The organism is Pontitalea aquivivens (assembly GCF_046507575.1).
GTDB classification, from domain to species: domain Bacteria; phylum Pseudomonadota; class Alphaproteobacteria; order Rhodobacterales; family Rhodobacteraceae; genus Pontitalea; species Pontitalea aquivivens.
The window spans coordinates 1-23579 of sequence record NZ_JBKFEY010000028.1; the positions used below are offsets into that span (position 1 = coordinate 1).

Annotated in this window: 28 protein-coding genes; 16 read left to right on the forward strand and 12 right to left on the reverse strand. The window is 64.8% G+C overall.

The features are described 5' to 3' along the window. Window positions 1-264 precede the first annotated feature (264 nt). A complete protein-coding gene (locus ACK8OU_RS17455; protein WP_410304674.1) occupies window positions 265-513 on the reverse strand; it encodes a hypothetical protein in 249 nt (82 codons plus the stop codon). Window positions 514-734: 221 nt separating this feature from the next. On the opposite strand from ACK8OU_RS17455, the gene ACK8OU_RS17460 reads away from it, so the two are divergent. The 14 genes from ACK8OU_RS17460 (at window position 735) to ACK8OU_RS17525 (ending at window position 12157) form a co-directional block, all read left to right on the forward strand. After that, complete coding sequence (locus tag ACK8OU_RS17460; RefSeq protein ID WP_047997718.1) at window positions 735-1094, forward strand: hypothetical protein; 360 nt, start codon at window positions 735-737, stop codon at window positions 1092-1094. Window positions 1095-1203: 109 nt separating this feature from the next. Next, on the forward strand, window positions 1204-1803 hold the full coding sequence (locus ACK8OU_RS17465; RefSeq protein WP_410304675.1) for a lytic transglycosylase domain-containing protein: 600 nt from the start codon (window positions 1204-1206) through the stop codon (window positions 1801-1803). Next, complete coding sequence (locus tag ACK8OU_RS17470; protein WP_410304676.1) at window positions 1800-2090, forward strand: TrbC/VirB2 family protein; 291 nt, start codon at window positions 1800-1802, stop codon at window positions 2088-2090. Before ACK8OU_RS17465 ends, ACK8OU_RS17470 begins: the two co-directional genes overlap by 4 nt. 21 nt (window positions 2091-2111) lie before the next feature. Then, the gene (locus tag ACK8OU_RS17475) at window positions 2112-2390 is read left to right on the forward strand and encodes a VirB3 family type IV secretion system protein (RefSeq protein WP_107326157.1); all 279 of its coding nucleotides are present in this window, start codon (window positions 2112-2114) and stop codon (window positions 2388-2390) included. Then, window positions 2380-4776 (forward strand): VirB4 family type IV secretion/conjugal transfer ATPase, encoded by a 2397-nt coding sequence (locus ACK8OU_RS17480; protein WP_410304677.1) that lies wholly within the window; start codon window positions 2380-2382, stop codon window positions 4774-4776. Before ACK8OU_RS17475 ends, ACK8OU_RS17480 begins: the two co-directional genes overlap by 11 nt. Next, on the forward strand, window positions 4773-4988 hold the full coding sequence (locus tag ACK8OU_RS17485) for a hypothetical protein (protein WP_410304678.1): 216 nt from the start codon (window positions 4773-4775) through the stop codon (window positions 4986-4988). The genes ACK8OU_RS17480 and ACK8OU_RS17485 overlap by 4 nt, the downstream gene beginning before the upstream one ends. Window positions 4989-4992: 4 nt before the next feature. Beyond that, on the forward strand, window positions 4993-6159 hold the full coding sequence (locus tag ACK8OU_RS17490; RefSeq protein ID WP_410304679.1) for a lytic transglycosylase domain-containing protein: 1167 nt from the start codon (window positions 4993-4995) through the stop codon (window positions 6157-6159). Beyond that, on the forward strand, window positions 6156-6953 hold the full coding sequence (locus ACK8OU_RS17495) for a type IV secretion system protein (protein ID WP_410304680.1): 798 nt from the start codon (window positions 6156-6158) through the stop codon (window positions 6951-6953). Before ACK8OU_RS17490 ends, ACK8OU_RS17495 begins: the two co-directional genes overlap by 4 nt. A 26-nt stretch (window positions 6954-6979) precedes the next feature. Then, window positions 6980-7627, forward strand: coding sequence for a VirB8 family type IV secretion system protein (locus ACK8OU_RS17500; protein ID WP_323020010.1), 648 nt, complete (start codon window positions 6980-6982; stop codon window positions 7625-7627). Continuing rightward, a complete protein-coding gene (locus tag ACK8OU_RS17505) occupies window positions 7624-8337 on the forward strand; it encodes a TrbG/VirB9 family P-type conjugative transfer protein (RefSeq protein ID WP_323019979.1) in 714 nt (237 codons plus the stop codon). The genes ACK8OU_RS17500 and ACK8OU_RS17505 overlap by 4 nt, the downstream gene beginning before the upstream one ends. Then, window positions 8334-9659 carry a TrbI/VirB10 family protein gene (locus ACK8OU_RS17510; RefSeq protein ID WP_410304681.1) on the forward strand — a complete coding sequence of 442 codons (1326 nt, stop codon included), beginning with the start codon at window positions 8334-8336 and terminating at the stop codon, window positions 9657-9659. The genes ACK8OU_RS17505 and ACK8OU_RS17510 overlap by 4 nt, the downstream gene beginning before the upstream one ends. A gap of 1 nt (window position 9660) precedes the next feature. Next, window positions 9661-10695 (forward strand): ATPase, T2SS/T4P/T4SS family, encoded by a 1035-nt coding sequence (locus ACK8OU_RS17515; RefSeq protein WP_410304682.1) that lies wholly within the window; start codon window positions 9661-9663, stop codon window positions 10693-10695. A gap of 17 nt (window positions 10696-10712) precedes the next feature. Next, window positions 10713-11132, forward strand: coding sequence for a hypothetical protein (locus tag ACK8OU_RS17520; protein ID WP_323019976.1), 420 nt, complete (start codon window positions 10713-10715; stop codon window positions 11130-11132). Further along, window positions 11132-12157: a TrbL/VirB6 family protein gene (locus ACK8OU_RS17525; protein WP_410304683.1), complete on the forward strand. Its 1026-nt coding sequence runs from the start codon at window positions 11132-11134 to the stop codon at window positions 12155-12157. Before ACK8OU_RS17520 ends, ACK8OU_RS17525 begins: the two co-directional genes overlap by 1 nt. 128 nt (window positions 12158-12285) lie before the next feature. Here the strand turns inward: ACK8OU_RS17525 and ACK8OU_RS17530 are convergent, their stop codons facing one another. Genes ACK8OU_RS17530 through ACK8OU_RS17540 form a run of 3 tightly spaced genes read right to left on the reverse strand, consistent with a single transcriptional unit; the run spans window position 12286 to window position 14083 of the window. Further along, window positions 12286-12933 (reverse strand): transmembrane anchor protein, encoded by a 648-nt coding sequence (locus ACK8OU_RS17530; RefSeq protein ID WP_410304684.1) that lies wholly within the window; start codon window positions 12931-12933, stop codon window positions 12286-12288. A 12-nt stretch (window positions 12934-12945) separates the two neighbouring features. Then, window positions 12946-13674 carry a HupE/UreJ family protein gene (locus ACK8OU_RS17535; protein WP_410304685.1) on the reverse strand — a complete coding sequence of 243 codons (729 nt, stop codon included), beginning with the start codon at window positions 13672-13674 and terminating at the stop codon, window positions 12946-12948. A 55-nt stretch (window positions 13675-13729) separates the two neighbouring features. Next, window positions 13730-14083 carry a hypothetical protein gene (locus ACK8OU_RS17540; protein ID WP_410304686.1) on the reverse strand — a complete coding sequence of 118 codons (354 nt, stop codon included), beginning with the start codon at window positions 14081-14083 and terminating at the stop codon, window positions 13730-13732. A gap of 81 nt (window positions 14084-14164) precedes the next feature. Here ACK8OU_RS17540 and ACK8OU_RS17545 point away from each other — a divergent pair, with 81 nt between their 5' ends. Next, window positions 14165-14425 carry a metal-sensing transcriptional repressor gene (locus ACK8OU_RS17545; protein ID WP_107754722.1) on the forward strand — a complete coding sequence of 87 codons (261 nt, stop codon included), beginning with the start codon at window positions 14165-14167 and terminating at the stop codon, window positions 14423-14425. Window positions 14426-14435: 10 nt separating this feature from the next. Next, the gene (locus ACK8OU_RS17550; RefSeq protein WP_410304687.1) at window positions 14436-15755 is read left to right on the forward strand and encodes an MFS transporter; all 1320 of its coding nucleotides are present in this window, start codon (window positions 14436-14438) and stop codon (window positions 15753-15755) included. Between the two features lie 38 nt (window positions 15756-15793). Here ACK8OU_RS17550 and ACK8OU_RS17555 read toward each other — a convergent pair whose 3' ends face one another. The 8 genes from ACK8OU_RS17555 to ACK8OU_RS17590 form a co-directional block, all read right to left on the reverse strand. Beyond that, window positions 15794-16273 (reverse strand): DUF411 domain-containing protein, encoded by a 480-nt coding sequence (locus ACK8OU_RS17555; protein WP_107754720.1) that lies wholly within the window; start codon window positions 16271-16273, stop codon window positions 15794-15796. A 39-nt stretch (window positions 16274-16312) separates the two neighbouring features. After that, window positions 16313-18646, reverse strand: a complete 2334-nt coding sequence (locus tag ACK8OU_RS17560; protein WP_410304688.1) for a heavy metal translocating P-type ATPase — start codon at window positions 18644-18646, stop codon at window positions 16313-16315. Between the two features lie 67 nt (window positions 18647-18713). After that, window positions 18714-20024 (reverse strand): APC family permease, encoded by a 1311-nt coding sequence (locus tag ACK8OU_RS17565; RefSeq protein ID WP_410304689.1) that lies wholly within the window; start codon window positions 20022-20024, stop codon window positions 18714-18716. Next, complete coding sequence (locus ACK8OU_RS17570) at window positions 20021-20695, reverse strand: TVP38/TMEM64 family protein (protein ID WP_410304690.1); 675 nt, start codon at window positions 20693-20695, stop codon at window positions 20021-20023. Before ACK8OU_RS17570 ends, ACK8OU_RS17565 begins: the two co-directional genes overlap by 4 nt. Window position 20696: 1 nt before the next feature. Then, complete coding sequence (locus ACK8OU_RS17575) at window positions 20697-21083, reverse strand: DUF302 domain-containing protein (RefSeq protein ID WP_107754716.1); 387 nt, start codon at window positions 21081-21083, stop codon at window positions 20697-20699. Between the two features lie 16 nt (window positions 21084-21099). Continuing rightward, complete coding sequence (locus ACK8OU_RS17580; protein WP_272947895.1) at window positions 21100-21228, reverse strand: hypothetical protein; 129 nt, start codon at window positions 21226-21228, stop codon at window positions 21100-21102. Between the two features lie 120 nt (window positions 21229-21348). Beyond that, window positions 21349-22902, reverse strand: a complete 1554-nt coding sequence (locus ACK8OU_RS17585) for a multicopper oxidase family protein (RefSeq protein WP_323019968.1) — start codon at window positions 22900-22902, stop codon at window positions 21349-21351. 72 nt (window positions 22903-22974) lie between these two features. After that, window positions 22975-23373 (reverse strand): hypothetical protein, encoded by a 399-nt coding sequence (locus ACK8OU_RS17590; protein WP_410304691.1) that lies wholly within the window; start codon window positions 23371-23373, stop codon window positions 22975-22977. Window positions 23374-23579 lie beyond the last annotated feature (206 nt).

The following is a 23579-nucleotide window of genomic DNA, read 5'->3' on the forward strand; positions in this document are numbered from 1 at the left end:
CTCGCAGATCAAGCAGATGACGCCATTCATTTCGGAGACCGTTCTGAAGCGGCTTCCATCTCTGCCGAAGCAACATGCTTTGATTTTTGGGAGCGCAGTGAAAATCCCAACGACCTTCCGAGTTCGGGACGCTAATCCTACCCCTAACAGCGACGATACACAGGTTCGAGACCTTTGGTATGTCCCCCAGAATCCAAGACTTAATTGGAGATCGTAGGCAAAGCCCGTCGATATTTATGCCTTCAAGAACGAAGCAGAGCTCATTTACTCAACAGCATTCAGGAACCTAGCATAGTCCTCGGTCACCTCTCTGGCTTCGACAAAGGCCCGCGCGCGCTCCTCGTCCAGGCAACGGAAGTAGTCTTGAACATCGGCGATGTAGGCCTCGAAATCCCCCCGGATCAGATCCGCGTAGGTCCGCATGTCCTCTTGAGACTGGGGAAGAAACGGTCGCTCGGGGGAAATGCAGGCAGCAGCCGGACCGGCCGCTCCAACGCCCAGGATCAGCAGCATCAAGGTTATATTGCGCGCACAGTTTATGTGCAGGGCAAAACTCCTTTGCCGCCTTTAAGATTGTCGATCTGTCGGGTATCACTCTTATCGAAGCAAGGCGATCTTCGTCAAGTCGTTATTATTGTCTTGCTAACGTTTATGTTGTCTTGTATCGCCCACGGTGTTTCGAGCCCGTGGGACCGATACTGCACCTCAGGCAGGAAAGGACCCAAGGGAAGGCCATGATAGAAGAAGCACCGAATGTGGTTACAGAAGACGGATTGCGCGGCCTGCTGGCCGAACACTACCTCATCGAGGTGGTCTGCAAGGATGGCGCCGAGAAGCGCCATAACAGTTGGTACGGCACATGGGTCATCCGTGCCGTTGCTGAGGACGGGCGTGACGACAAGATGCTCGTCACGAGCCGTAGCTATCTCAAGGTTCGCGAGTTCAAGACGATTGTCGGTCTTGTCAGCTTCCTTGCCGACATGGGTTGCACGACCGCCAGCATCCCGCTCATCGAAGGCGCCCGCGAGCGCCATGCAGCACCCGGGCGCACGCCCGAGCCACGAACCGGCCCGGTTCTGGTCAAGGACAACTGACCGCGCATTTGCGCTCGTCGTTGCATTGGGTACAGGTGTTTGTTCAGCACCCCCGGCCCTTGCCGACGGTTTCATCTTCCAGGTCAGCCCCGATGGCCGACTGATCGACATGGCCGAGACCACGAGCAGCCTGCGCTCGTTCACCGGCGACGACGATGCCCAGAATGGGCCCCTTCCAGATCGCCTCTTTCTTTTTGCAGCGCCGCAGCCCCGCGGGGATGATGATCCTCTGAGGGGCGTGACGGCTGCCGCAGCTATCGTCCCGCGCGCCGTCCGCGCCGCCCCCGAAATCCTCCATGCCATCGAGACCACCGCCTTGCGTTACGGCAGTCATGACGCTCTGCGTCAGGCAGGTCTGTCGGTCACCGAGTGGGCGCTGTTCTACCGCGCTAATATCGAGGTCGAAAGCGCCTACAATCCTGGCGCTCTGAGCCCGGTCGGGGCAATCGGGCTTGGGCAGCTGATGCCCGACACCGCGCGCGATCTCGGCGTTGACCCGCACGACCTTGTTCAGAACCTCGATGGCTCGGCCCGTTACCTGTTGATGATGCTCGAGCAGTTCGGCGATCCCGCGCTGGCGCTCGCGGCCTACAATGCCGGTCCCCAAGCGGTCACCCGCCATGGCGGCATTCCCCCTTTTCGAGAAACCCAAGGCCATGTGGCCCGTGTGACAGCCGTGTTCCAGCGGCTGAGAGGAGACCTGTCGTGACGTCCAAATCTTCCTTTGTCGCGCTCGGCGCGATGGCCCTGATCGTGCTGGCCAGCCCCGCACTGGCCCAAAGCATCGACCTATCGCCCGTACAGACGCTTCTGCAGGGCATCGTCGATGCGATCACCGGCCCGTTGGGCATCGTGATCGGCACGCTCGCGCTGATCGGCGTGTTCCTCTCCTGGCTCTTCGGAATCTTGGATTTCCGTCAGGCGCTCTGGGTCGTGGTCGCGATCGCGGGCATTGCCGCAGCACCCACCATCGTCGCCGCCATCTGGACGACCTGAGCAAGTCTGGAGTTCTTGGCGATGTCCGACCAGTCCCGCGTGTTCATCGGCCTTCTCAGGCCGCCCAAGCTGATGGGCTTGCCGATCATGTACGCCATGGTCTGGCTCTTCGGCTCGACGCTTCTGTTTCTCTGGGTGCAGAGCTGGGTGGTGGCTGTGTTCGCGGGGCTGGCCTGGCCCGCGCTTTGGAAGGCCGCGGACTGGGATCCGAACTTTCTCGATGTCCTGGTGATCACCTTGCAGGAAACCCCGCCCACGACAAACCGCAAGATCCACGGGGGCGACAGCTATGCCCCGTGATGGACTTGCCGATGAGGTTGAGAACGCCATCGACCCGGTGACCGCGCTGCCGGCATGGGTCAAAGGCGAGAAGCGGCTCTCGTCCATGCTGCCTTACGTCAGCCTTGTGACCGACCGGACGATCCGGACGCGCGGCAACGAGTTGATGCAATGCATCCGGCTCGAAGGGGTGAACAGCACCACGAGCGAGGACGCCCATCTCGACCGGATCGGCGCGCTTCTCGCCGGGATCGTCGCCCAAGTCGGAACCGAGTTCTCCTTCTACCTGCACAAGGTGTCAAAAGCGGTCGACGTGACCCTGCCGCCCATACCGGGCGAGGGCTTCGCTGCCGCCATCGATCAGCGCTGGCGCGCGCATCTGGGTCAATCTGGCCTGCGCGACAAGACATTGACGCTCACGGTGCTGAAGCGCCCGGAGGCGGGCAGCCGTTTGCCCTTCGGTCTGGGCGCGTCCCGCGCCCGACATGCGGCTGACACGACCCGCCGCTTGCGCAAGCTCGACGAGGTCGTGGGGTTTCTGCTGTCGTCCTTCGATGAGCTGAAGCCCCGCCTGCTTGCTGCCAGCACCGGCGAGCTTTTGGGCTTCCTCGGCTCGCTCAACACGGGCGAAGAACATCCGCTCTTCCCCCGGTCGCGCCTCGGTGTGATCGCCGAGGACGTAGCAAATACCCGCGTTACCTTCCGCGGCACGACCATCGCACTCTCGGACGGTGCCGTCGGCGACAAGCTCGGGGCGATCTTTGCGGTGAAGAACTACCCCGCCAAGACCGATAGCCTGATGCTCGACGAGTTGAATCTGCCCGTCGACATGGTGGTCACGCACTCTTTTGTGCCGATCAACGCCAACATCATGGCGGGCCGGATCAAGCGGCAGCTGCGGCTAATGCAGGCCGCCAATGACGGAGCCGTCAGTCTCGCCCAGGAGTTGGAACTCGCGCAGGACGATTTGGAATCCAAACGCCTGATCTTTGGCGAGCATCACATGACAGTGGCGGTCTATGCGCGCACCCAAGCCGCTCTCGACGATATCGCGGCCGAGATCCGCAACATCTCTGCCACCTCCGGGATCAACCTGATCTCGGAAGCCTTCGGGGCCCGGGCGCATTTCATGGCGCAGCATCCGGGGAACACTGGCGCGCGGAGCCGCAAGGCCGCGATCACGAACCACAACTTCGCCGATCTCGCTACCTTCCACCGTACCCCGCTCGGTAAGACGGCCGCGCAAGTGCCCTGGGGCGTGCCAATCACGCTCTTTCCGACACCCGAGCGCAGCGGGTTCCGCTTCAACTTCCATGAACAAGGCGCACCGGATCGCGAGCCCACAGGTGGCCACACGCTGATCCTCGGCCGCCCCGGCTCGGGCAAATCCGTGCTGGCGGCTTTCCTGATGACCATGGCCCGGCGCGCAGGTGCACGGCTTTTCGTCTTCGATTATCGCGCCGGCATGGAAATGGCCGTCCGCGCGCTTGGCGGGAGCTATTCGACTGTGCGGGCCGGACGGCCTACGGGGCTCAATCCCCTCCAGACGGAGATCGATGCCCGCGGTCAAGCCTGGCTTGCCGACTGGCTCGCAAGCCTCCTCGAGCGCCGCGACCGGCCCCTGACCCCTGTGCAGACCAATCGTCTGCAAGAGGTCGTGCGCCAGAACGCCAGCGCCGGGAACGCGGGCCTGCGGAACTGGTCGGACTTCGCCTCGCTCCTCGTCTCGACCGATGACGAGGGCGATCTCTTCGAGCGGATGCAGGAGTGGACGGCCGATGGCCGCTACGGCTGGATCTTTGGGGTGAATGCACACGACACGTTCCAAATCGGGGGCAGCACCGACGCTGACGTCGCGGGCTTTGATCTGACCGGCATCCTCGATTCCGAGAGCGAGCGGGAACGCATGGCGGTCCTGTCATACCTTTTCCGCCGGGTCGAGCGCGTGATCGAAGACCGCAAGCCCACGATCATCGTCATCGATGAGGCATGGAAGGCGCTCGACAACGCGTATTTCGCGGAGCGGCTCTCGAACTGGTTGGTGACCGCGCGCAAACAGAACGCCGTCGTCGTGATGATGACGCAGTATGCGAGCCAGCTCGAGCGGACCCGGACCGGCAAGACCATCGTGGAAGCGGTGCCAACCCAGGTGCTCCTGCCCAACATCCGCGCCTCGGCCACGGATTACGCGATGCTCGGCCTCAGCGAGAAGGAACTCGATGTACTTCTGGGCGTCGGCTCCGCCTCGCGGCTCGCGCTCGTGCGCGATGACCGGGGTGCTGTGGTGATCGATGCCGATCTCAGCGCGCTCGGCGCCCTCGTGACCATCCTTGGCGGCATGGAGAAGGGCGAGGCCCTTGTCGGCCCTGATTACCGCGAACGACAAGATTTCTGGAGAGTGACATGACCCTTACCATGATCCGCAGCGCCGTGCTGCTTGGCCTTGGCCTGACCCTGACAGCCTGCGCGCAGCATAACCCCGCAGAGGCCAATTGCTTCAACTTCCGCGATGCGCCCGCGCAGGCGGGAACCGCCAGGACCACGATCTCGACCATGGGGGCGGAGGTCACGCGCCGTGACACGGCGTGCGATTTCGTGATGCTGGGGGCGGGCGGCTAAGCCGATGCGGACCTGGCTCCCCCTCTCGATGATCGGCCTTGCGCTGGCTGGTCCCAATGCGGGGCCAGCGGTAGCTCAAGGCGTGCCAACCTTCGACCTGCGCCTTTTCGCAGAGCGGCAGGCGATCCTCGAGCAGACCGATCGCGACCTGGCGCTGCAACAAGACCGGCTAAGCCGGGAGGAGGAACTGGCCGAGATCGAGCGCCGGCAACTCGCCTCGCTAGAGGGGCTCATGGATGCGATGTCCCTCGGCTCGGGTGATGTCGCAGGCACCGTGGCCGGGCTGGAGGCAGGGCAGGGTGCGGTTGACGAGGTCGAGAGTGCTGCGGCCAGCCTCTATGCGCCCGAGGATAACAATCCGGCCGCGGCCCGGATGTTCGGCGATGCCCGAGAAGGGATCGAGGAACTGATCATCCGCGCGGCGCGTCACACCCATGCCCTGCCTGGCGTGAGCCGTGCGGGCCTCTCGCTCGTGCAATGGCGCTGCCTTCTGCAGGCGCTGATCTGGCAAGAAAGTCGCTTCCAAATCGGCGCGCGCTCTCCCGTGGGGGCGTTTGGCCTCACGCAAATCATGCCCGGCACCGCGGGCGATCTCGGGATCTATCCGGCCTATTATGACGACCCCTGGCTGCAGGTCACCGGCGGCGCGCGTTACCTCGCGCAGATGCTGAACATGTTCGATGGCAACATCATCCACGCGCTCGCGGCCTATAACGCGGGTCCGGGCAATGTGCAGAACTACGGCGGTGTACCGCCCTTCGCAGAAACCCAGCACTATGTCGTGGTGATCCCGCAGCAGTACAACAGCTACCTCGCCGCCGTGGGCGGGATCGATGCGCTTGGCACCATCGACCCTGTGCTCCTTGCGAACGCGAGCTTCAGCCTCTCGGCCCATGGCGCAGGCGTCTATGGGGACTATTCGCTGGTTTCGGTCCGTGCGGCCGCCTTGCGGGTCCAGGACATCATCACCCGCATCGGTGAAACCGAGGACCTGCACGAGGCCATCGCGCTCAACACCTACGCGCGCGCCGAGCTTGCCCGGCTGGTCGCGATCCGGACCCGGATCAAGGCAGTCCACACCCAGCCGCTGAGCGAGGAACAACTCGCCATGGCCGCCGCGCAAGCGGCCGAGCGGCAGTTCATGGATTTCACCCAGGAGAATTTGCGATGATCCGGCGCTTGTCCCGTTCCCTTACCACCACCGCCGCGACTCTCGCGCTGACCACTGCCCTCGCGGGGCCTGTCACCGCCCAGGGCGTGCCCACGGTCGATACCCAGAACATCGCCCAGGAAATCCGTCAGCTGCAGCAGATGCTGCAGGATTTCGGGATCCAGACCGATCTTCTGGACAATGCCCTCGAACAGCTTGAGACCCTGCAAGGCCAGCTCGATCAGCTGAACGAAATGTATGCCTCGCTCACCGGGCCGCGCAGCATTCTCGGTCTCGCCATGGGCGGCGATCTCGACAACCTACTGCAAGCCAATTTCGAAGACATCCCCGGTCTGATCCGCGGCATCCAGGCGGGCGACTGGTCGAGCCTGATCGGCCCCAATGCGGGTCCTCTGCGGACGCAAATGGAACAGGCGCTGGCCAGTGCGGGCTTCGATGAGGATTCACTCCGCGAGATCGCCACCAGCGGCAATCCAGGCGCGGAAGGTGTTGCGACCCGCGCCACGACCGGCGCCGTGATGTCGGCCGCAGCCCAGAACAGCCACGCCGAGGCGGCCCAATCGCTGGAGCGCGTCGAACAGCTCGTCGCGATGATCCCCGACATGGAGGACCTGAAGGCGTCGATGGACCACAACACCCGCGTCACGGCGGAACTCGCCATCGCCATGACGCGGATGTGGGAACTCGAAGCGATCCAGACACTCGGCGCGGGCAACGCGGGCGTGGTGGATGCGGCCACGGTCGCCGAAGAGCGCCGCTACATGGACTTCACCCTGCCGAGCCTCGCACCATGAGCAAGGTACCGGACACGACGGCAGGCATGAGTGCGCGGGAACTGGTCGAGGAGGAACTGATCCATGGCGCGCTGCGCCGGGAGCAGCTCTGGCGGATGATCGGCCTTGGCGGGGCGGGCTTTGGCGTTTTCGGCTGCCTTGCAGCCGCGACCGTCGCCCTGATGGTCGAGACGCCCCCGCCCGTCGTCGTGCCCTATGATCCAGCGACAGGTCTCGCTCTGCCGAACGCCACGGTGGAAACGGTCTCGCTTGCCGAGCGGCCCGCCATCATCGAGGCGCAGATCTACCGCTACATCCTCGACCGTGAGGCCTACAACCAGCTCGACAACGATCTGCGCGTGCGCCGTGTGCTGGCGCAATCCACCGGGGCGGCCGAGGCCAGCATGCGCGCCATGTGGACCTCTGGGCAGGAAAGCTATCCGCCGACCCGCTATGGCCCCGCGGCAGAGATGGCTGTCGAGATCGCCTCAATCACGCTCATCGGGGACAACCGTGCGCAGGTCCGTCTCAGAAAGCGCCTGACCAGCCCGCAAGGGGCGCAGGACGGATCCTTCACCGCCACGCTCATGTTTGCCTTCGAACCCGAACGGACCCGCACGATCGACGACGTCTGGCAAAACCCCTTCGGCTTCACCGTCACCCAATATGCCATCCGATCGGACCGTTCCGAATGACCTCTGTTCCCGTCCTTGCCTCCGTGCAAGCCCTGCTCGTCGCCAGTGCCCTCGTGCTCTCCGCACCCGCAGCCCTGGCCGAGACCACGCCGCGCGCTGGCCCACATGACAACCGCGTCCGGATCGCGAGCTGGACCGAGGGGCAGGTCTACCGCATCGTCACCACCCTGACTCGGGTGACCACCGTCGAGTTCGGCGAGGGCGAGACGATCCGCTCGATCATCGCGGGCGACACAGTCGGCTTCCAGTTCGACGGCGTGCCGGGCGGACGGGCCTTCGCGATCAAGCCAGCCGCCTCGGGTGTCGCCACCAACATCACGGTCTACACGAACCGCCGCTCCTACTATTTCCACGTGGTCGAGGCGCGCGAGACCCCGCATTATGTGGTGCAGTTCCGCTATCCTGAGAGCCGCGTTCAGCCGACCCGTGCGGTCGCGGCCGATGCGCCCAATGCGAACTACGCGGTCAGTGCAAGCGAGGAGTTCACACCAACGGCCATCTGGGACGACGGGACCTTCACCTATTTCCGCTTCGCGCGGAACGCGCCGGTCCCGGCGATCTTCCGCTATGCCAATGGCGGCGAGCGGGCGGTGAACAGCACGGCACTCGAGGATGGTGTCATCCGCGTCTCGGGTGTGAACCGCCAATGGGTCCTGCGCCTCGGCGAAGACGAAGTCTGTGTTCAGGATATGGGTGGGCCCACGTCATGAGCCAGTACACCGAAGACCTCGCCGCGCGCCTCGCGGCCCTTGAAGCAACGGGCGACAAGAAGCGCGCCGCAGCACGTCCCTCCCCGCTTACCGCCATCCTTGGCGTTGCCGGGATCGTGACCGTGGGCGGCCTGGCCTGGGCCGCGCTGCAGCCATCGCCGGAAGCGCCTCTGCCGACCGCAGCTCCGGAAGAATTCCAGACCACGGGATCGGGCTTCGGCGATCTCGCACCCATGCCCATCGCCGATCCTGCGCCGCCGCCATCGGCCGAGACCGGCCCCACCGAGTCGGAACTGGCGCTGATGGAAAGCCTTGCGACGCTGCGCGCGGAACTCGAAGACCTGCGCGCGCGGCCCGTCGAGGCATCGGATAGTGGCGCGGAGCAGGCCATCGCCGATCTCACGGCCCAGATAACGGCGCTGCAGACCGCCTCGACCGAGGCGCAACGCGCCCTTGAGCGGCAATTGACCGAACGCGACCGGGAACTCGACCAGTTGCGCATGGATCTCGAGGTCGCGCGGCTGACCCCGCCTGAGCCGACGGACCTCGGGCCGAACGAAGAAGAGCTGCGGCTCGCCGAACTTGAGCGCCGCCGCATCGCCGAAGCGGAGGCCCGGGCCGAGCGCATCGCGTCGCCCATGATCGCGTTTTCCGGGATGGGGGCAGGGACCGACCAAGAGAACAGCCTCGAGGCTGCCCGTCTGAATGAAGACGAAGCCTTCGTGCGCGCAGGCGCAAGACCCGCCCCGGTGACGCGTGCCGAGGTGATCGTGAACCCGGGCAACACCGTTGTCCAAGGCACGATGATCCAGGCCGTGACCGAGACGGCGCTGGACAGCACGCTGCCCGGCGCGATCCGGGCCATCGTCTCAGAGGATGTGCATTCCTTCGACGGCACGCGCGTCCTGATCCCGCGCGGCGCGCGCCTCATCGGCCGCTATCGCTCCGATGTGGCGCTCGCGCAGTCGCGGGTCATGGTGGCTTGGGATCGCATCATCCTGCCCGACAACCAGACCGTAGAAATCAGCGCCTTTGGGGGCGACGAGCTCGGCCGCACCGGTACCACCGGCTTTGTCGACACCCGTTTTGCGCAGCGCTTCGGCTCGGCCGCGCTGATCTCGCTGATCGGGGCCTTGCCCGCCGCCGCCGCCGGACAAATCGAGGATGAGGCAGCAGCCGACATCGCAAGTGACGTGGGCACCGACCTGCGCGACAGCACCCAAAGCGTCATGCAAGACTATCTGGCGATCCGGCCCGTGATCCATGTCGATCAGGGCACGCGGATCACGGTCATGGTCGACCGCGATCTGGAGATCTTCTGATATGGCAGCGAGTTATCTCGAAGCCTCGCTCGACCGGCTGGGCGCGCCCGTCCAGCGGGACGACACGATCGAGATCTGTATCAATCCCGACGGGCAGGTGTGGGGCGAGTTCCAGGGCGATCATTTCATGCGGGGTCTCGGCGCCCCGCTGACCCAGACCGAAATCAAAGACCTCGGCAACCAGATCGCCTCGGCCGCCTCGACCACACTCAGCACCAAAAAGCCCATCGTCTCGGTCTCGATCCTCTACCGGGATCGTCCGATCCGCGCGCAGGTTATCCAGCCGCCCGCCGTCGAGGGCGGGTTCTCCATCTCGCTGCGGTTTTTTTCCTCCCTGCCGCTGGAGGCAATCCGGCTCGGGTTCCTCTATGGCAAGGAACGCAGCCTCGAGGGCCTGCGTCGCGAACGCAACGCCGCGCTGCGCGATGTGGTGGCTTCGGGTGACATCGACGCCGCCCTGCGGTTCTGCGTCGAAAACAAGCTCAACATGATCGTCTCGGGTGGCACCTCGACCGGCAAGACGGTCGCAGCGCGCAAGATCCTTTCACTGATCCCGCCCGAAGAGCGGATCATCACCATTGAGGAGGCGGCGGAGCTGCGCCCTGAGCAGCCGAATGCCGTGACCCTGATTGCCGACCGCGACACCGAGGCCCGCAGCGCCGATGTGCTTCTGGCTTCGACCCTGCGGATGCGGCCCGACCGGATCGTGCTGGGTGAGGTCCGGGGCCGCGAGGCCATGACCTTCCTCGAGGCGATCAACACCGGCCATGGCGGCTCGCTGACCACCTTGCACGCCGAGACCCCGCAACTCGCCGTCCGCCGCCTCGCCATCGCGGCCCTCAAGACCGATGTGCCGATGACCTATGCCGACATGGTAGACTACATCGAGGGCTCCATCGACGTGATCATCCAGGCCGGTCGCCATGACGGCGCCCGCGGCATCACCGAGTTCTTCCTGCCGGGGCAGGCAAAGCATCCAGATCAGAGCACAGGTCAATCCGGGGGTGCTGTGCGCCCCGCGGTCGCGGCCGAATGAACCGAAAGGAAACCCCCATGCGCAAGATCACTCTCGCCGCAGCTGTCACCCTGCTGGCCGCGCCCCTCGCGGCCCAGACTTCGCCTCAGGTCACAAACGATCTCGCCGTCACCATGACCCCCGAGCAATACCGGATCTGCAACGACCGACCTGCGCGCCCGGTATGGATGGACGAGGTCCATCCGCGTGAGGCCTACAAGGCGCTGACGTTGATGCGGCTCTACGAGTTGCGGTCGTGGGAGGCGATCAAGGAAACTGGTGACTGCGGCTGTGATGTCCGCTTCCCGTCATGGAATGCCGCCTCGGCCGAGTACGAGGAACGGTTCGCGACCAACACCCAAGCAGAGCACACTCAGATCCAATTGGCCTTCCGTAACGACCAGAACCAGATCGCGCGCGACGTCCAGGACATCTGCGAAGCGCAAGGCAACTGGTAATGAGCATCGTCAGCTGGATGGTCGGAACTGCCGATGGCTTCCTTGCCGACGCGGCCGAGTCCCAGTTCGGGGCTGTGGCCAGCAATACCGGCTCGATCGTTTTGCTGATGGTCACGCTTTCGCTGATAGGTGTCTGCATCAACATGGCCTTCCAGTTCCGCAGCATGGATGGGGCCACCTTCTTCTGGTATCTCATCAAGCTGACGCTGATAGGCCTTTTCGCCTTCAACTGGGCCAACTTCAACGCAGTCGCCAATGCCGTGATCGGTGGGCTCGACTACGTGGCCGGGGCTCTTATCTCCTCAGTTGGCGGCGGCGGGGCAGGGGCCACCTACTTCGCGGGCGAATTCGACCGCCTGATCACAGAGTTCAGCCAGTACCTGAACGCGATCGGCAACAACTTGAACTGGATGACCGGCGCAATCCTGGGAGGAATTGGACTGGTGCTCCTGAGCCTCCTTGGCTTTATGACCGGCATCGTCCTCATCTTCGCCAAGATGATGCTGACCCTGATGCTGGGCCTTGCCCCGATCATGATCGCGCTGTCGCTCTTCGATGCGACCAAGGATTTCTTCCACAGATGGGTCTCGACGACGATCAGCTATGCCTTTTACCCTATCGTCATCGCCGCCATGTTCTCGACCGTCGTCGGCATGGCGAATTCGCTGCTGGCCCAGCTCGGCGATCCGAACTCGGCCACCAACATCGGCTCACTGGTGCCGTTCTTCGTGATGGTGTTCCTCGCCAAGGGTTTCGTTGCGGCAACGCCCCTGATCGTGCGCGGGATATCGGGGAACCTGATGGTGGCTGCGGCTCCCGCTGTGGTCGCTGGATCGACCGGGATCATGCGGGGGATCTTCAATACCGACGGCGTGAAGGGCAGGGCGCGGATCGGGGCACTCACGACGGGTGAGGCGATCGGGCGTGGCACGGTGCAAGCGCCTGCTGCCGTGCGGAGCGCTGCGGCGACGGCAAGCGCGCAGGTGGTCAGGATGGCGGAGAGGGCGAAGCGGTTGGGACGGTGAGGCCGGGAGCGATTGTTGCTCCTTGGGCGACGGCCAAAAAAACAGCTTTGCATGGTATTGCATCATGCTGATCCCTGGTCGCCTCCGGAGAAGCGGCAGCGCCTGCGGTCTCCCGCAGGCGCAATTGATCACTCGCTCCGAACCACCTCACTGTAGGCCCCGCGCAGTTGCAGCGTCACGGTCACCTCCGCATCGTCGCGGTTGCGCCAGAACCAGCCGTGTTCGCCAGGGAACGGGGCCTCGATGCTGCCTTCGCCCTCGGTCGCGCCGCGGCCCCGGTCGTAGTCGATGGACTGGCCGTCGCCATGGGCGTGCAGGTCGAAGTTGATCCGGCCGCCCTCTGCGACCCACGCGTATTCGGCGACATCGCCCGCGGCCATGACGAGCTTGACCTCGGTCGCCGCGTCCGGCGCCAGAGTGAAGGTGACCGTGTCGGTCCAGGCTTCCTGCGCATGGGCCGCGCCAACGAAGAGGCCGAAAATGTCGTCGATGACGCTCGAGGATTGGTCACCGCCGTGGATCGCTTCGTCTTCGGCCGCTTCACGGGCAAGCTGCTGCTTGATTTCGCCCATTTCGGTCAGGCCTATCACACTGCCTATCCCGGTCGGGTCGATCCCGTATTCGGCGGGCAGGTAGACGCCGACCCCGATGAAGGCCGCCCCGATCACGGCGGCGACCGTGGAGCGCCGGAGTTGCCGGGGCGTCGGCAGGAGGGCCGGATCGGGCTTCTCCGCGTTCAGTTGCATGGTGGCGCGCATTTTCTCGATGATTTGCATTTCGTTTTCTCCTTAAGCGGCCGCAAGAAAGCCGTTGATCTGGATGATAGTGAGCCAGATGCCGAGGCCCACCATGATGACGTTCGCGACCACGGCCTGGGACATGAACCGCTCGGACCGGCGCCAGTAACCCATCACGACGAGGATCGCGAAAAGCGCGAGGATCTGGCCGACCTCGACGCCGACGTTGAACGCCAGCAGGTTCCACAGGAGGCCATCGTCAGAGATGTCGTATTCGATGATCTTCGACGCGAGGCCGGTGCCGTGGAACAGGCCGAAGATCAGGGTCGCGGCCTTGGTGTTCGGCTGGACCCCGAACCACGCGCGGTAGGCCCCGAGGTTGTCGAGCGCCTTGTAGACGACCGACAGTCCGATGATCGCGTCGATGATGTAGGCGTTGATGCCCCATCCCCACCAGACACCGGCGAGCATCGTCACCGAGTGCCCGACCGCGAAGATGCTGACATAGATGGCGACGTCCTTCATCCGGTAGAGGAAGAAGACGACGCCGAGAAGGAACAGGATGTGGTCGTAGCCCGTCACCATGTGCTTGGCGCCGAGATAGATGAAGGAGATGATGTGCACCCCCCAAATTTCCTGGATGTAGCCCGCGTCACCGGGGGTGACGTCATGGGCGAGCACCTGCGCCACGCTGGTGGCGTAGAGCGCAAGGGCTGTCAGAAGGATGGCCGTGACGCGTCGCGGCGCGAGCGTGCACAGGCCCGTCGAGTTGGAACTCATGAAATGGTCTCCGTTCGTGCGATTGAATGATCGGTGAAGCAGCGCGCGGCGCCGATCAGGCACGCGGAGGTCGTTCGATCCTGAATGTGTGGTGCCCGCCGCCCGGCGAGGCCTTGAGCCGCCACACATCCCGGTAGGCGGAGGTCGGATGGCTCCGGTCCCCGAGCGCCAGGAACGCCTGACTGTGGTCGTGGTCGGCCACGTCATGGCTGTGACCGTGCATCGCCCAGTAGAGGTCTTCCTCGAACCCGTGGGAATGCCCGTGATCCGCGATCATCTCGAGGTGATCCTGGATGGTCTCGAAGACGGTCGGCGTGTGGGTCGCGGTCGGCATGACGGACCAGACAACAAGCGACAGGCAGAGAAGCGCGGCAAACGCCTGTCTTCCGAATGTCGCCAGCGGTCTCATCGATATTGCCTGTCTGCCCATGTGCGCAGCCTCTTCTGAGGCCATCTTGTTCTATCCTCCCAGGGGGGATAACGTCTTCCTATGACAAAGCCCCATGTCCACGCAACCCATCCCGCCCTGATCGCCCGGCTGAAACGCGCCGACGGTCATCTGCGGGCCGTGATCGGCATGATCGAGGAGGGCAAGCCCTGCCTCGAGATCGCGCAACAGCTTCAGGCGGTCGAGAAGGCCGTGGTGAACGCCAAGCGGGCGCTGATCCACGACCACGTGGATCATTGCCTTGATGCCGAGCATTCGGCCGCAGATCGTGACGAACTGAAGGCCATCTCCCGATACCTCTGAGGTTACCCCCGTGCTGGAAGTCCTTGCTGACCGTACCTATCGCCATCTCTTCGCTGCTCAGGTCGTGGCGCTTCTAGGCACGGGTCTTGCCACAGTCGCGCTCGGGCTTCTGGCCTACGATCTGGCGGGCGACAACGCAGGCCTGGTGCTGGGCACGGTCTTCACCATCAAGATGTTGGCCTATGTCGGCATCGCCCCCATCGCCGGGGCCTTTGCGAACCGGGTGAACCGTCGGGCGCTTCTGGTTGCGCTGGATCTGGTGCGGGCGGGTGTCGCGCTGTGCCTGCCCTTCGTCACCGAGGTCTGGCAGGTCTATGTCCTGATATTCCTGCTGCAATCGGCCTCGGCCGCCTTTACGCCGACCTTCCAGGCGACGATCCCGGACGTGTTACCGCAGGAGGCGCGCTATACGCGCGCGCTGTCACTGTCGCGGCTCGCCTATGACCTCGAGAACATCGTCAGCCCGATGCTGGCCGGGCTCCTGCTTGCGGTGGTGAGCTACAATTCCCTCTTCCTTGGAACGGTGGTGGGGTTTGCAGCTTCTGCGGCGCTGGTCGTCGCGGTCTTGCTGCCGTCGCCGAAACCAGCCGAGCCGCGCGGCATCTACGACCGCACCACGCGCGGCATCCGCATCTACCTCGCCACACCGCGCCTGCGCGGCCTGCTGGCGCTGAACCTCGCCGCAGCCGCTGCGGGCGCGATGGTGCTGGTCAACTCCGTCGTGTTGGTGCGCAGCACGCTGGGGCTGGGCGCATCCGCGCTGGCCTGGACGCTGTTCGCCTTCGGCGCGGGCTCGATGCTGGCCGCACTGGCGCTGCCCAAGGTGCTCGACCGCGTGCCGGATCGGCCGGTGATGGTCACCGGCGCCGCGCTCATGGTGCTGACGCTCCTCGGTCTGGCCGGAGAGGTCGCCGCCCTCGGTCTCAACTGGCCAGTCCTCCTTGGCGCGTGGCTGCTGGTGGGCTTGGGCTACTCGGCGGTGCTCACGCCCTCCGGTCGACTGCTGCGGCGGTCCGCCCACCCAGAAGACCGCCCTGCGCTCTTCGCCGCGCAGTTCGCGCTCAGCCACGCCTGCTGGCTCGTGACCTATCCGCTTTCCGGCTGGCTGATGACGCAGTTCGGGCCGGTAACGGCCCTCGGGACGCTGGCAGCGCTGGCAGGCGTCGGCGCGATGGCGGCACTGCGCCTCTGGCCAAAGGAGGATCCAGAGATCCTCGAGCACACCCATGACAACCTGGCGCTCGACCACCCCCATCTCAAGGGTGCGCGGCGTCATGCACATCCGTTTGTCGTGGACGACCAGCACCCCCGCTGGGCGTCACAGCTTTGAGCGACCCTCAACGCGTGCCCCTGAATGTCATGCGAATCTCAGGCTGCCTGATAGCTTGAAAATGTCTCTGTCGTGCCGTCACGACGGATCAGGTATACGACATAAGCCTCTCGCTGCGACTCCGGGCCCATGCCGGGGGACCCATAGGGCATGCCGGGCACTGCGAGACCGACCGCGTCAGGGCGTTCCTCCAAGAGACGGCGAATGTCGGCAGCAGGGACGTGGCCCTCGATCATGTAACCATCCACGCGACCCGTATGGCAGGAGACCATCTCCTGCGGGATGCCGTTGTCCAGCTTGTAGCGCATCAGAAGCGTTCCCGCGCTCGCCTCGGTCGTGACTGCGAAACCGTCGTTTTCGAGGATCTCGATCCAGGCCGAGCAGCAGCCGCAGTTTGGGTCCTTCATCACGTGGATCGCCGGTCCGGCGCCTTGCCCCAGAGCCCTCAGGGGCGACGCAGCCGCCAGCGCAGCTGCGCCAATCAGGAGCTTGCGGCGGGAAAACATGTCTTGGGTCATCTGATGTTCCTTTCGAGGTTGGATGTGTGGGCTGGCAGATCAGAGATCGATCCGCCTGAGCCGCAGGGCGTTGGTGATCACCGAGACCGACGACAGGCTCATCGCCGCCGCCGCGATCATCGGCGAGAGGAGAAGGCCGGTGACGGGGTAGAGCAACCCTGCCGCGATCGGAACGCCAAGTGCGTTGTAGGCGAAGGCGAAGAACAGGTTCTGCTTGATGTTGCGCAGGGTGGCCCGGGCGAGCTTACGCGCCCGCACGATGCCCATGAGGTCGCCGCCCAAGAGGGTGATGCCCGCGCTTTCCATCGCCACATCGGCCCCTGTGCCCATGGCGATGCCCACGTCGGCGGCGGCCAGGGCGGGCGCATCGTTCACCCCGTCGCCCGCCATCGCGATCTTGTGGCCTTTGCTTCGCAACTGGTCGATGAGGTCCTTCTTGGCCTCGGGCAGTATGCCCGCGCGGACCTCGTCGATGCCGAGCTGGCTTGCCACCGCCTGTGCGGTGCGTTCGTTGTCGCCCGTCGCCATTATGACGCGCAGCCCCTGGGCATGAAGTTCCCTGATGGCCTGTGCGGTGCTGTCCTTGATCGGGTCGGCGACCGCCACGATGCCGACGAGCGCTCCGTCAAGAGCGACGAACATCGCCGTCTTGCCCTCGACGCGCAGGGTGTCGGCCTTTGACTCGGCCTGCGCGGTGTCGAGCCCCATCTCCCGCATCATCGCAGCGTTGCCGAGCGCCACCGCGCGCCCACCGACGCGGCCCTGCACGCCCTTGCCGGTGACGGCGTCAAAGTCCGTGGCCTCCTGACGCGGCGCACCCTGCGCCTCGGCTCCCTCGACGATCGCCTCGGCCAGCGGGTGTTCCGAGCCGCGCTCTAGCGCTGCGGCCAGCGACAGCAGGTCTGTCTCGGTGATGTCGCCCAACGCCACAACGTCCGTCAGCTTCGGCTTGCCCATGGTCAGCGTGCCTGTCTTGTCCACGATCAGCGTATCGACCGCTGCCATGCGCTCCAGCGCCTCGGCATCCTTGATCAGCACGCCCGCCTGCGCGCCGCGCCCCGCCGCCGTGGTGATCGAGATCGGTGTGGCGAGCCCGAGCGCGCAGGGGCAGGCGATGATCAACACCGACACGGCAGATGCGATGGCGAAGACCAGCGCTGGTTCTGGGCCGAAGATCATCCAAACGATGAAAGCTATGATGGCGATGGCGACCACCGTCGGCACGAACACCGCCGAGACTCGATCGGCCAGCCCTTGGATCGGCGCGCGGGAGCGGCGTGCGTTCGACACCATCGCGACGATCTGCGCCAGCACGGTATCGGACCCGACCTTGCTCGCCTCCATCACCAAGGAACCGTTCTTGTTGATCGTGGCCCCGGTCACCGCATCGCCCGGGCCCTTTTCGACCGGCATCGACTCGCCGGTCAGCATGCTTTCGTCCAGGGATGATCGGCCCTCGATCACGACACCATCGACCGGAACCGCGTCGCCGGGGCGCACGCGCAGCCGGTCGCCCTCCATGATGTTCTCCAGGGGCGCATCGTATTCGGTGCCGTCCGGCAGGGTGCGCCGTGCGGTCTTTGGCGCCAGATCCAGAAGTGCGCGGATCGCATCCCCGGTGCGTTCGCGCGCCCGCAGCTCGAGCACCTGGCCCACGAAGACCAGCGCGACGATCACCACCGCCGCCTCGAAGTAGGTACCGACGCCGTGGCCCATCCGGTACTGTTCCGGAAACACACCCGGCAGGAACGTCGCGACGAGCGAGTAAAGGTAGGCCGCCGCCACGCCGAGGCTGATCAGCGTCCACATGTTGGGGCTGCGGTTCACGATGGACTCCCAGCCGCGCCGGAAGAACGGGAGCGCGGCCCAGAAGATGATCGGCGTTGCCAGCACGAACTCCAGATAGCTGGCGGTCTGGTGCCCGATCCAGTCGCGCACTGGCAGCGCCACCAGTTCGCCCATGGTCAGGATGATGAGTGGCACCGCCGCCGCGGCGGAGATCCACATCCGGCGGGTGAAGTCGGTCAGCTCCTCGCTCGGCTCATCCGAGGGGACCATCGGTTCCAGCGCCATGCCGCAGATCGGGCAGGATCCCGGCGCATCCCGGACGATCTCGGGGTGCATGGGGCAGGTGTACTGGACGTTGGCCGGCGCCGCCTTCTTCTGTCCGGCGGCGCGGCCCGAAGCGTAGAACCACGGATCCGCCTTGAACTTCGTCTGGCACTTCTCGGAGCAGAAATGGAAGGTTTCGCCCTGGAACTCGGCGTGACGTCCGTCCGGCTTGACCGCGACCGTCATCCCGCAGACCGGGTCCTTCGCCGTCTCTGTCCCAGCCGGAATGTCGGGCGCCGTGTGATGATGATCGTGGTCCATGGTCTGCCAGCCTTTCGGTATCTCGTTTCAGCTTGCGGCCTCCAGCCGTTGGAAGCTCAAGCCCTTTTCAATGGTGGTCGTGAGCGCCTTCCGGGGCGGGATTCCGTGCGAGGAAGATTCCGACGAACAGGAACACCAGCGCCATGCCGATCGCACCCAGGACGACGATCAAGGGGTCGGACTGCCATTTCATCGCGGCGAAGGCGGCCAGCACCACGGCATCAAGTGCGATTGCCGTCAGCAACACCCAGCCCCGAGCGCCGATTTCTTCGCGCAGATGCCGGAACACGCCAAAGTGGATGATCATGTCCATCACCAGATAGAAGAAGGCCCCGAGCGAGGCGACGCGGCTGAGATCGAAGAAGACCGTCAGGAAGCCTGCGATCACGACGGTGTAGACGAGTGTGTGGTCCTTGATCGTGCCTGGCATCCCGAAATGGCTGTGCGGGATCATCTTCATGTCCGTCAGCATCGCCAGCATCCGCGAGACCGCGAAAACGCTGGCGATAAGGCCCGACGCGGTGGCCACCAGCGCCAGCGCCACCGTCAGGTAGAAGCCGGTCTTGCCGAGCGCAGGTTCGGCGGCCTCGGCCAGCGCGTAGTCCTTCGCCGCCACGATGCGATCGAGCGGCAGGCTGGAGCCGACCGCGAATGCGACCAGCAGGTAGACGACGACGCAGATGGCGATGGACAGGACTATGGCCCGGCCCACGTTCCGATGCGGATTGGTCACCTCGGCGCCGCTGTTGGTGATGGTCGTGAACCCCTTGAAGGCGAGAATGGACAGCGCGACCGACGCCACGAACCCACCCGCACGAAAATCTCCGCCCGACGCTTCGAACGAGATGCCGCTGGCCCACAGACCGGCCGACCCGAACAGCGCAATGCCGCCCACCTTGAGAATGGCCATGATAATGGACAGCAGCCCGACCGACCGGTTGCCAGAGACGTTCACGAGATAGGCGAAGACGATCAGCCCCACGCCGAGGACCGGCACGAGAATGCTGTCCGGATCGCCGCCGAAGGCTCGCAGGGTGTAGGTTCCGAAAGTGCGAGCGACGAGGCTTTCGTTGATGACCATCGACAGCGCCATCAGGAGAGCTGCGCCCGCCGCGACCGTCGTCGGTCCGTAGGCTTTCTTCAGGATCATCCCGATGCCGCCCGCAGACGGGTATGCGTTCGACATCTTGATATAGGTGTAGGCGCTGAAGGCGGTCACGATGGCGCCGACGACGAACGAGAGCGGGAAGAGAGGCCCGGCGAGTTCGGCGATCTGGCCGGTCAGCGCGAAGATGCCCGCGCCGATCATCACGCCGGTGCCCATGGCTACCGCACCAGGAAGGGTGATGCTGTTCTTCTGGTACTCGCTTCCGGTCATGGATTTCCCTTTTCAGGCTTTTGCCGCATGGCTACCCAAAGCAGTGGCAGGCCCGTCACGAGGCCGAGGCCAAGTACTGCCCATGTCGCCCGGCCCAGATCTCCGCTCACCGCCTCGCCGCCGAAATGGGCCAGCAGGAAGCTTGCCGGAATGATCCCCGCCAGTGTTGCCAAGGCGAAACGCCAGGCGTGCAATCGGCTCAGTCCGGCCGCGTAGCTGATCACGTCGAAGGACACGAAGGGCATCAGGCGGCTGGCAAGAACCGTCGCCGTCAACGCGGTCTGCGAGCCGAGAAGCCCGGCATCGACGCGATCACCGAACACCCGCCGCAAGACATCATGCCCCAGAACCCGTGCGAGACAGAAGGCGATCAGCGCCCCGAGCTCGGCGCCGATGACGACCTGCACGGTCCCCCAGAGATGTCCGTAGGCCGCTCCGGCCGCCAGTGCGATCGGCGCGCTCGGGATGGGGCTGGCCACGACCGCGACGGTCATGAGCGTGACGATCAGGACCGGCCCCCAGAGACCGGCGCGCGCCACCAGCATTTCCAGACGCTCGACGTCCAGAAGGCTGCGCGCCTCGGCGAATACCGCAGGCGCGAACTGCCAGACAGCGAGCAGTCCGATCCCGAGGATCGCTAGGCCCGTGAGGATGGCGGCGCGCAGGCTCATCTCAGATCGCCTCGACGGCCTTCGCCAGAAGGTCGCGCACCTCGCCAGCAACGGCCGTCAGTTCGGCGTTCTCGATCGCCTGCATCGACGCCACCGGGTCGATGGCGCTGACTTCCACGCCGCCCTCGACTTCACGCAGGATGACGTTGCAGGGCAGCATCGCACCCACGCGCGGCTCGATCCCGATGGCCTGATGCGCCATTGTGGGGTTGCAGGCGCCGAGGATGCGATAGGCCGGCATATCGACATCAAGCTTCTTCTTCATCGTCGCCTTGACGTCGATCTCGGTCAGAACGCCGAAACCATGATCCGCCAGTGCCTTGCGCGCCCAGGCGTCGACATCGTCGATACCGGCGTCGGGGATCATTCGATTGATCGTGTAGGTCATTGCGAAGTCCTTTCTCCTATTTCCGTAGATACTTGATCAGCGCTGCTATGGCCAAAACCAGCAGCACCAGGATCAGCAGGCCGAACAACCCGCCAAACCCCATTCCGAAACCCATTCCGGAGCCCATGTCGTTCCAGTTCATCATCTCATCCTCCTGATTTTCAGCCGCAGGGTGGGTCTTTTGGCCGGCCCTCACGACAACATGGGGCAGGACAGACCAGGATCGGTGCCGGTCGGGGCGCCCTGTCCGGACGCCCCGCCGGGATCAGACCGACGCCGTGACGGCGAACTCGGTCATCATGCCGGTCGACAGGTGCGGCATGTGGTGGCAATGCAGCATCCAGCGCGCGGCCTCGCCTGCATCGAGCGCGACATCGACCATCGACATCGGCGGCACGTGAACCGTGTCGCGCAGCGCACCGGCCAAACGCCGCCCATTCAGGCCGACGACCTGGAACACATGGCCGTGCAGGTGCATCGGGTGGCCCATCATCGACATGTTGTGGAACGACAGCACGACCCGCTCGCCGCTGCGCGCGGTGATCGGCTGGTGCTGGCCCCAGACGGCCCCGTTGATCGTCCAGACATAGGGCTGCATCGAGCCGCCCAGCATCAGCATCTGGCTGCGGTCCACCTGCCGATCCGGCAGGGGATCGCGGGCGAGGAGGCGCGCCTCCTGCGCAAGATCGGTGTCGAACGCGGGTGCTGCGGTCTCCGCCATGGCATCGAGGCGCCGGACCTCGGCTCCCTGCGTAGCGAGGATCAGGCCGGTGCGCTCCCGCGCGCCTTCGCGCAGGGCGAGGATCGGCCAAGCGCCACCTTCATTCGGCAGGTCGATCTCGATGTCCAGTCGCTGGCCCATCGCCAGCCCGAACCGGTTGCCCGCGATAGGCTGGACCGCGTGCCCGTCCACCGCGACCAGCCGCGCCTCGGCACCGCCGGTTTCGATCCAGAAAACGGTCGCCGCAGCGGCGTTGATGACGCGGAGCCGGATACGGCCACCGCGCTCGACCTGGACCACCTCCGGGTCCGACAGGGTCCGGTCATTGGCGAGATAGGCGTCCCAGTCATAGTCGTTCAGGTCCATGGCCATGCCGCCCATCTGGCCGCCCATACCCATCATCCCGCCCAATGCGGGCATGTTGCCCATCGGCATGCCGCCCATGGCGCCGTGGCCCATGGCTCCGTGATCCATGCCCTGCATCGCCCCCATACCTCCCATGGGTGCGCCTTGATCGGGCACTGCACCGGCAGCATGGCCTGCGCCGTGTCCGCCACCATGGCCAGCGCCGATTTCGGCGAGAACCTCCTCGGGAGACTTGAACGAGAAGTCATGCAGGAACATCACGACCTCCTGCCGGTCGGCGGTCAGGTCCTCCGGCGAGCGCACGATCAGCGGTGCTGCCAGAAGCTGCATCTCCTGCGTCGGCACATGGCTGTGCATCCAGTGGGTGCCCGGCCGGGTCTCGAAGTCGTAGGATCGGGTCTCACCCGGGGCGAGAAGGGGCATCGGCATGTCGGGCACGCCGTCCTGCGCATTCGGCGGGATCTGGCCGTGCCAGTGGATGATGGTGCCGACATCGAGATCGTTGGTCAGATCGACCCGGAACCTCTGGCCGGGGTCGAGGATCAGTCCCTGACCGCGGGGGCCGGCAAGCCCGAAGACCGTGGCAGCGCGACCGTCGATGTCGAGCGTGCGCGTCGCAGCGGAGAGGCTGATCGGTGCCACCGCCTGCGCAAAGGCGATGCGGGGCATCTGTGCAGCGCCAATGGCGGCCGCACTTGCGGCAAGAAAGCCGCGTCTTGAAAGCGTGTTCATTGTCGTCTCCTCGGGACTTATGTCCCGTTCATCAATACCGATGGGACGCCGCGGGCGTCCGCCCGGGCGCGCTCAGAGGAGACGGAGCTTCGGAGGGCGTTCGTTTAGTCCCGGCGCGCGGCTGATGTGGATCGCCTCGGTGGGAAAGTCATGTCGGGAAGGCGTGTACTCCTGTCCGGTTTCCGCGCTCGGAAATGGCAGGAAGGCCGACAGACCTGCGCAGACGAACTCGCACATCTCGGCATCGGCCGGTCCACAGTGCTCTCCAGCGTCACAGTCGGGGCCCGCAATGACCTGAGGGTGCATCATGTCGGCGACATGCATCGAGTGATCCACACCGGAATTCATGCTCATGCGTGTCGCATGCGCGGAGGTCACCGTCGTCACCACGGTGATCGCGAGTATGGCAAGCATGGCGATGACACGTACAAACATGCTGCAAAGATAGGCATTGCTCACGAGAATGTCCATTGTCGCAGGCGCCTAACCGCTGGCACAGCGTGGGATTGGCCAAAAGAGAATGATGTTCTGCAGTGATCGGGGACTGACGTCTTGGAAAAAACTCTTCGAAATACTGTCGAGATCGGTCTGTTCATCGGAGGTTTGACCCTCGACTTCGTAGCAACCCGGGGCAGGTAGGACGTATCAACGTGCAATCCGTGTGCAAGTCCCAGTGG

Bases quoted from the DNA above. Each gene is read 5' to 3' on its own strand.
- ACK8OU_RS17455 (WP_410304674.1), bottom strand. From the start codon at position 513: ATGCTGCTGATCCTGGGCGTTGGAGCGGCCGGTCCGGCTGCTGCCTGC.
- ACK8OU_RS17460 (WP_047997718.1), top strand. From the start codon at position 735: ATGATAGAAGAAGCACCGAATGTGGTTACAGAAGACGGATTGCGCGGC.
- ACK8OU_RS17465 (WP_410304675.1), top strand. From the start codon at position 1,204: ATGGCCGAGACCACGAGCAGCCTGCGCTCGTTCACCGGCGACGACGAT.
- ACK8OU_RS17475 (WP_107326157.1), top strand. From the start codon at position 2,112: ATGTCCGACCAGTCCCGCGTGTTCATCGGCCTTCTCAGGCCGCCCAAG.
- ACK8OU_RS17480 (WP_410304677.1), top strand. From the start codon at position 2,380: ATGCCCCGTGATGGACTTGCCGATGAGGTTGAGAACGCCATCGACCCG.
- ACK8OU_RS17485 (WP_410304678.1), top strand. From the start codon at position 4,773: ATGACCCTTACCATGATCCGCAGCGCCGTGCTGCTTGGCCTTGGCCTG.
- ACK8OU_RS17490 (WP_410304679.1), top strand. From the start codon at position 4,993: ATGCGGACCTGGCTCCCCCTCTCGATGATCGGCCTTGCGCTGGCTGGT.
- ACK8OU_RS17495 (WP_410304680.1), top strand. From the start codon at position 6,156: ATGATCCGGCGCTTGTCCCGTTCCCTTACCACCACCGCCGCGACTCTC.
- ACK8OU_RS17500 (WP_323020010.1), top strand. From the start codon at position 6,980: ATGAGTGCGCGGGAACTGGTCGAGGAGGAACTGATCCATGGCGCGCTG.
- ACK8OU_RS17505 (WP_323019979.1), top strand. From the start codon at position 7,624: ATGACCTCTGTTCCCGTCCTTGCCTCCGTGCAAGCCCTGCTCGTCGCC.
- ACK8OU_RS17510 (WP_410304681.1), top strand. From the start codon at position 8,334: ATGAGCCAGTACACCGAAGACCTCGCCGCGCGCCTCGCGGCCCTTGAA.
- ACK8OU_RS17515 (WP_410304682.1), top strand. From the start codon at position 9,661: ATGGCAGCGAGTTATCTCGAAGCCTCGCTCGACCGGCTGGGCGCGCCC.
- ACK8OU_RS17520 (WP_323019976.1), top strand. From the start codon at position 10,713: ATGCGCAAGATCACTCTCGCCGCAGCTGTCACCCTGCTGGCCGCGCCC.
- ACK8OU_RS17525 (WP_410304683.1), top strand. From the start codon at position 11,132: ATGAGCATCGTCAGCTGGATGGTCGGAACTGCCGATGGCTTCCTTGCC.
- ACK8OU_RS17530 (WP_410304684.1), bottom strand. From the start codon at position 12,933: ATGCAAATCATCGAGAAAATGCGCGCCACCATGCAACTGAACGCGGAG.
- ACK8OU_RS17535 (WP_410304685.1), bottom strand. From the start codon at position 13,674: ATGAGTTCCAACTCGACGGGCCTGTGCACGCTCGCGCCGCGACGCGTC.
- ACK8OU_RS17540 (WP_410304686.1), bottom strand. From the start codon at position 14,083: ATGAGACCGCTGGCGACATTCGGAAGACAGGCGTTTGCCGCGCTTCTC.
- ACK8OU_RS17545 (WP_107754722.1), top strand. From the start codon at position 14,165: ATGACAAAGCCCCATGTCCACGCAACCCATCCCGCCCTGATCGCCCGG.
- ACK8OU_RS17555 (WP_107754720.1), bottom strand. From the start codon at position 16,273: ATGACCCAAGACATGTTTTCCCGCCGCAAGCTCCTGATTGGCGCAGCT.
- ACK8OU_RS17560 (WP_410304688.1), bottom strand. From the start codon at position 18,646: ATGGACCACGATCATCATCACACGGCGCCCGACATTCCGGCTGGGACA.
- ACK8OU_RS17565 (WP_410304689.1), bottom strand. From the start codon at position 20,024: ATGACCGGAAGCGAGTACCAGAAGAACAGCATCACCCTTCCTGGTGCG.
- ACK8OU_RS17570 (WP_410304690.1), bottom strand. From the start codon at position 20,695: ATGAGCCTGCGCGCCGCCATCCTCACGGGCCTAGCGATCCTCGGGATC.
- ACK8OU_RS17575 (WP_107754716.1), bottom strand. From the start codon at position 21,083: ATGACCTACACGATCAATCGAATGATCCCCGACGCCGGTATCGACGAT.
- ACK8OU_RS17580 (WP_272947895.1), bottom strand. From the start codon at position 21,228: ATGATGAACTGGAACGACATGGGCTCCGGAATGGGTTTCGGAATGGGG.
- ACK8OU_RS17585 (WP_323019968.1), bottom strand. From the start codon at position 22,902: ATGAACACGCTTTCAAGACGCGGCTTTCTTGCCGCAAGTGCGGCCGCC.
- ACK8OU_RS17590 (WP_410304691.1), bottom strand. From the start codon at position 23,373: ATGGACATTCTCGTGAGCAATGCCTATCTTTGCAGCATGTTTGTACGT.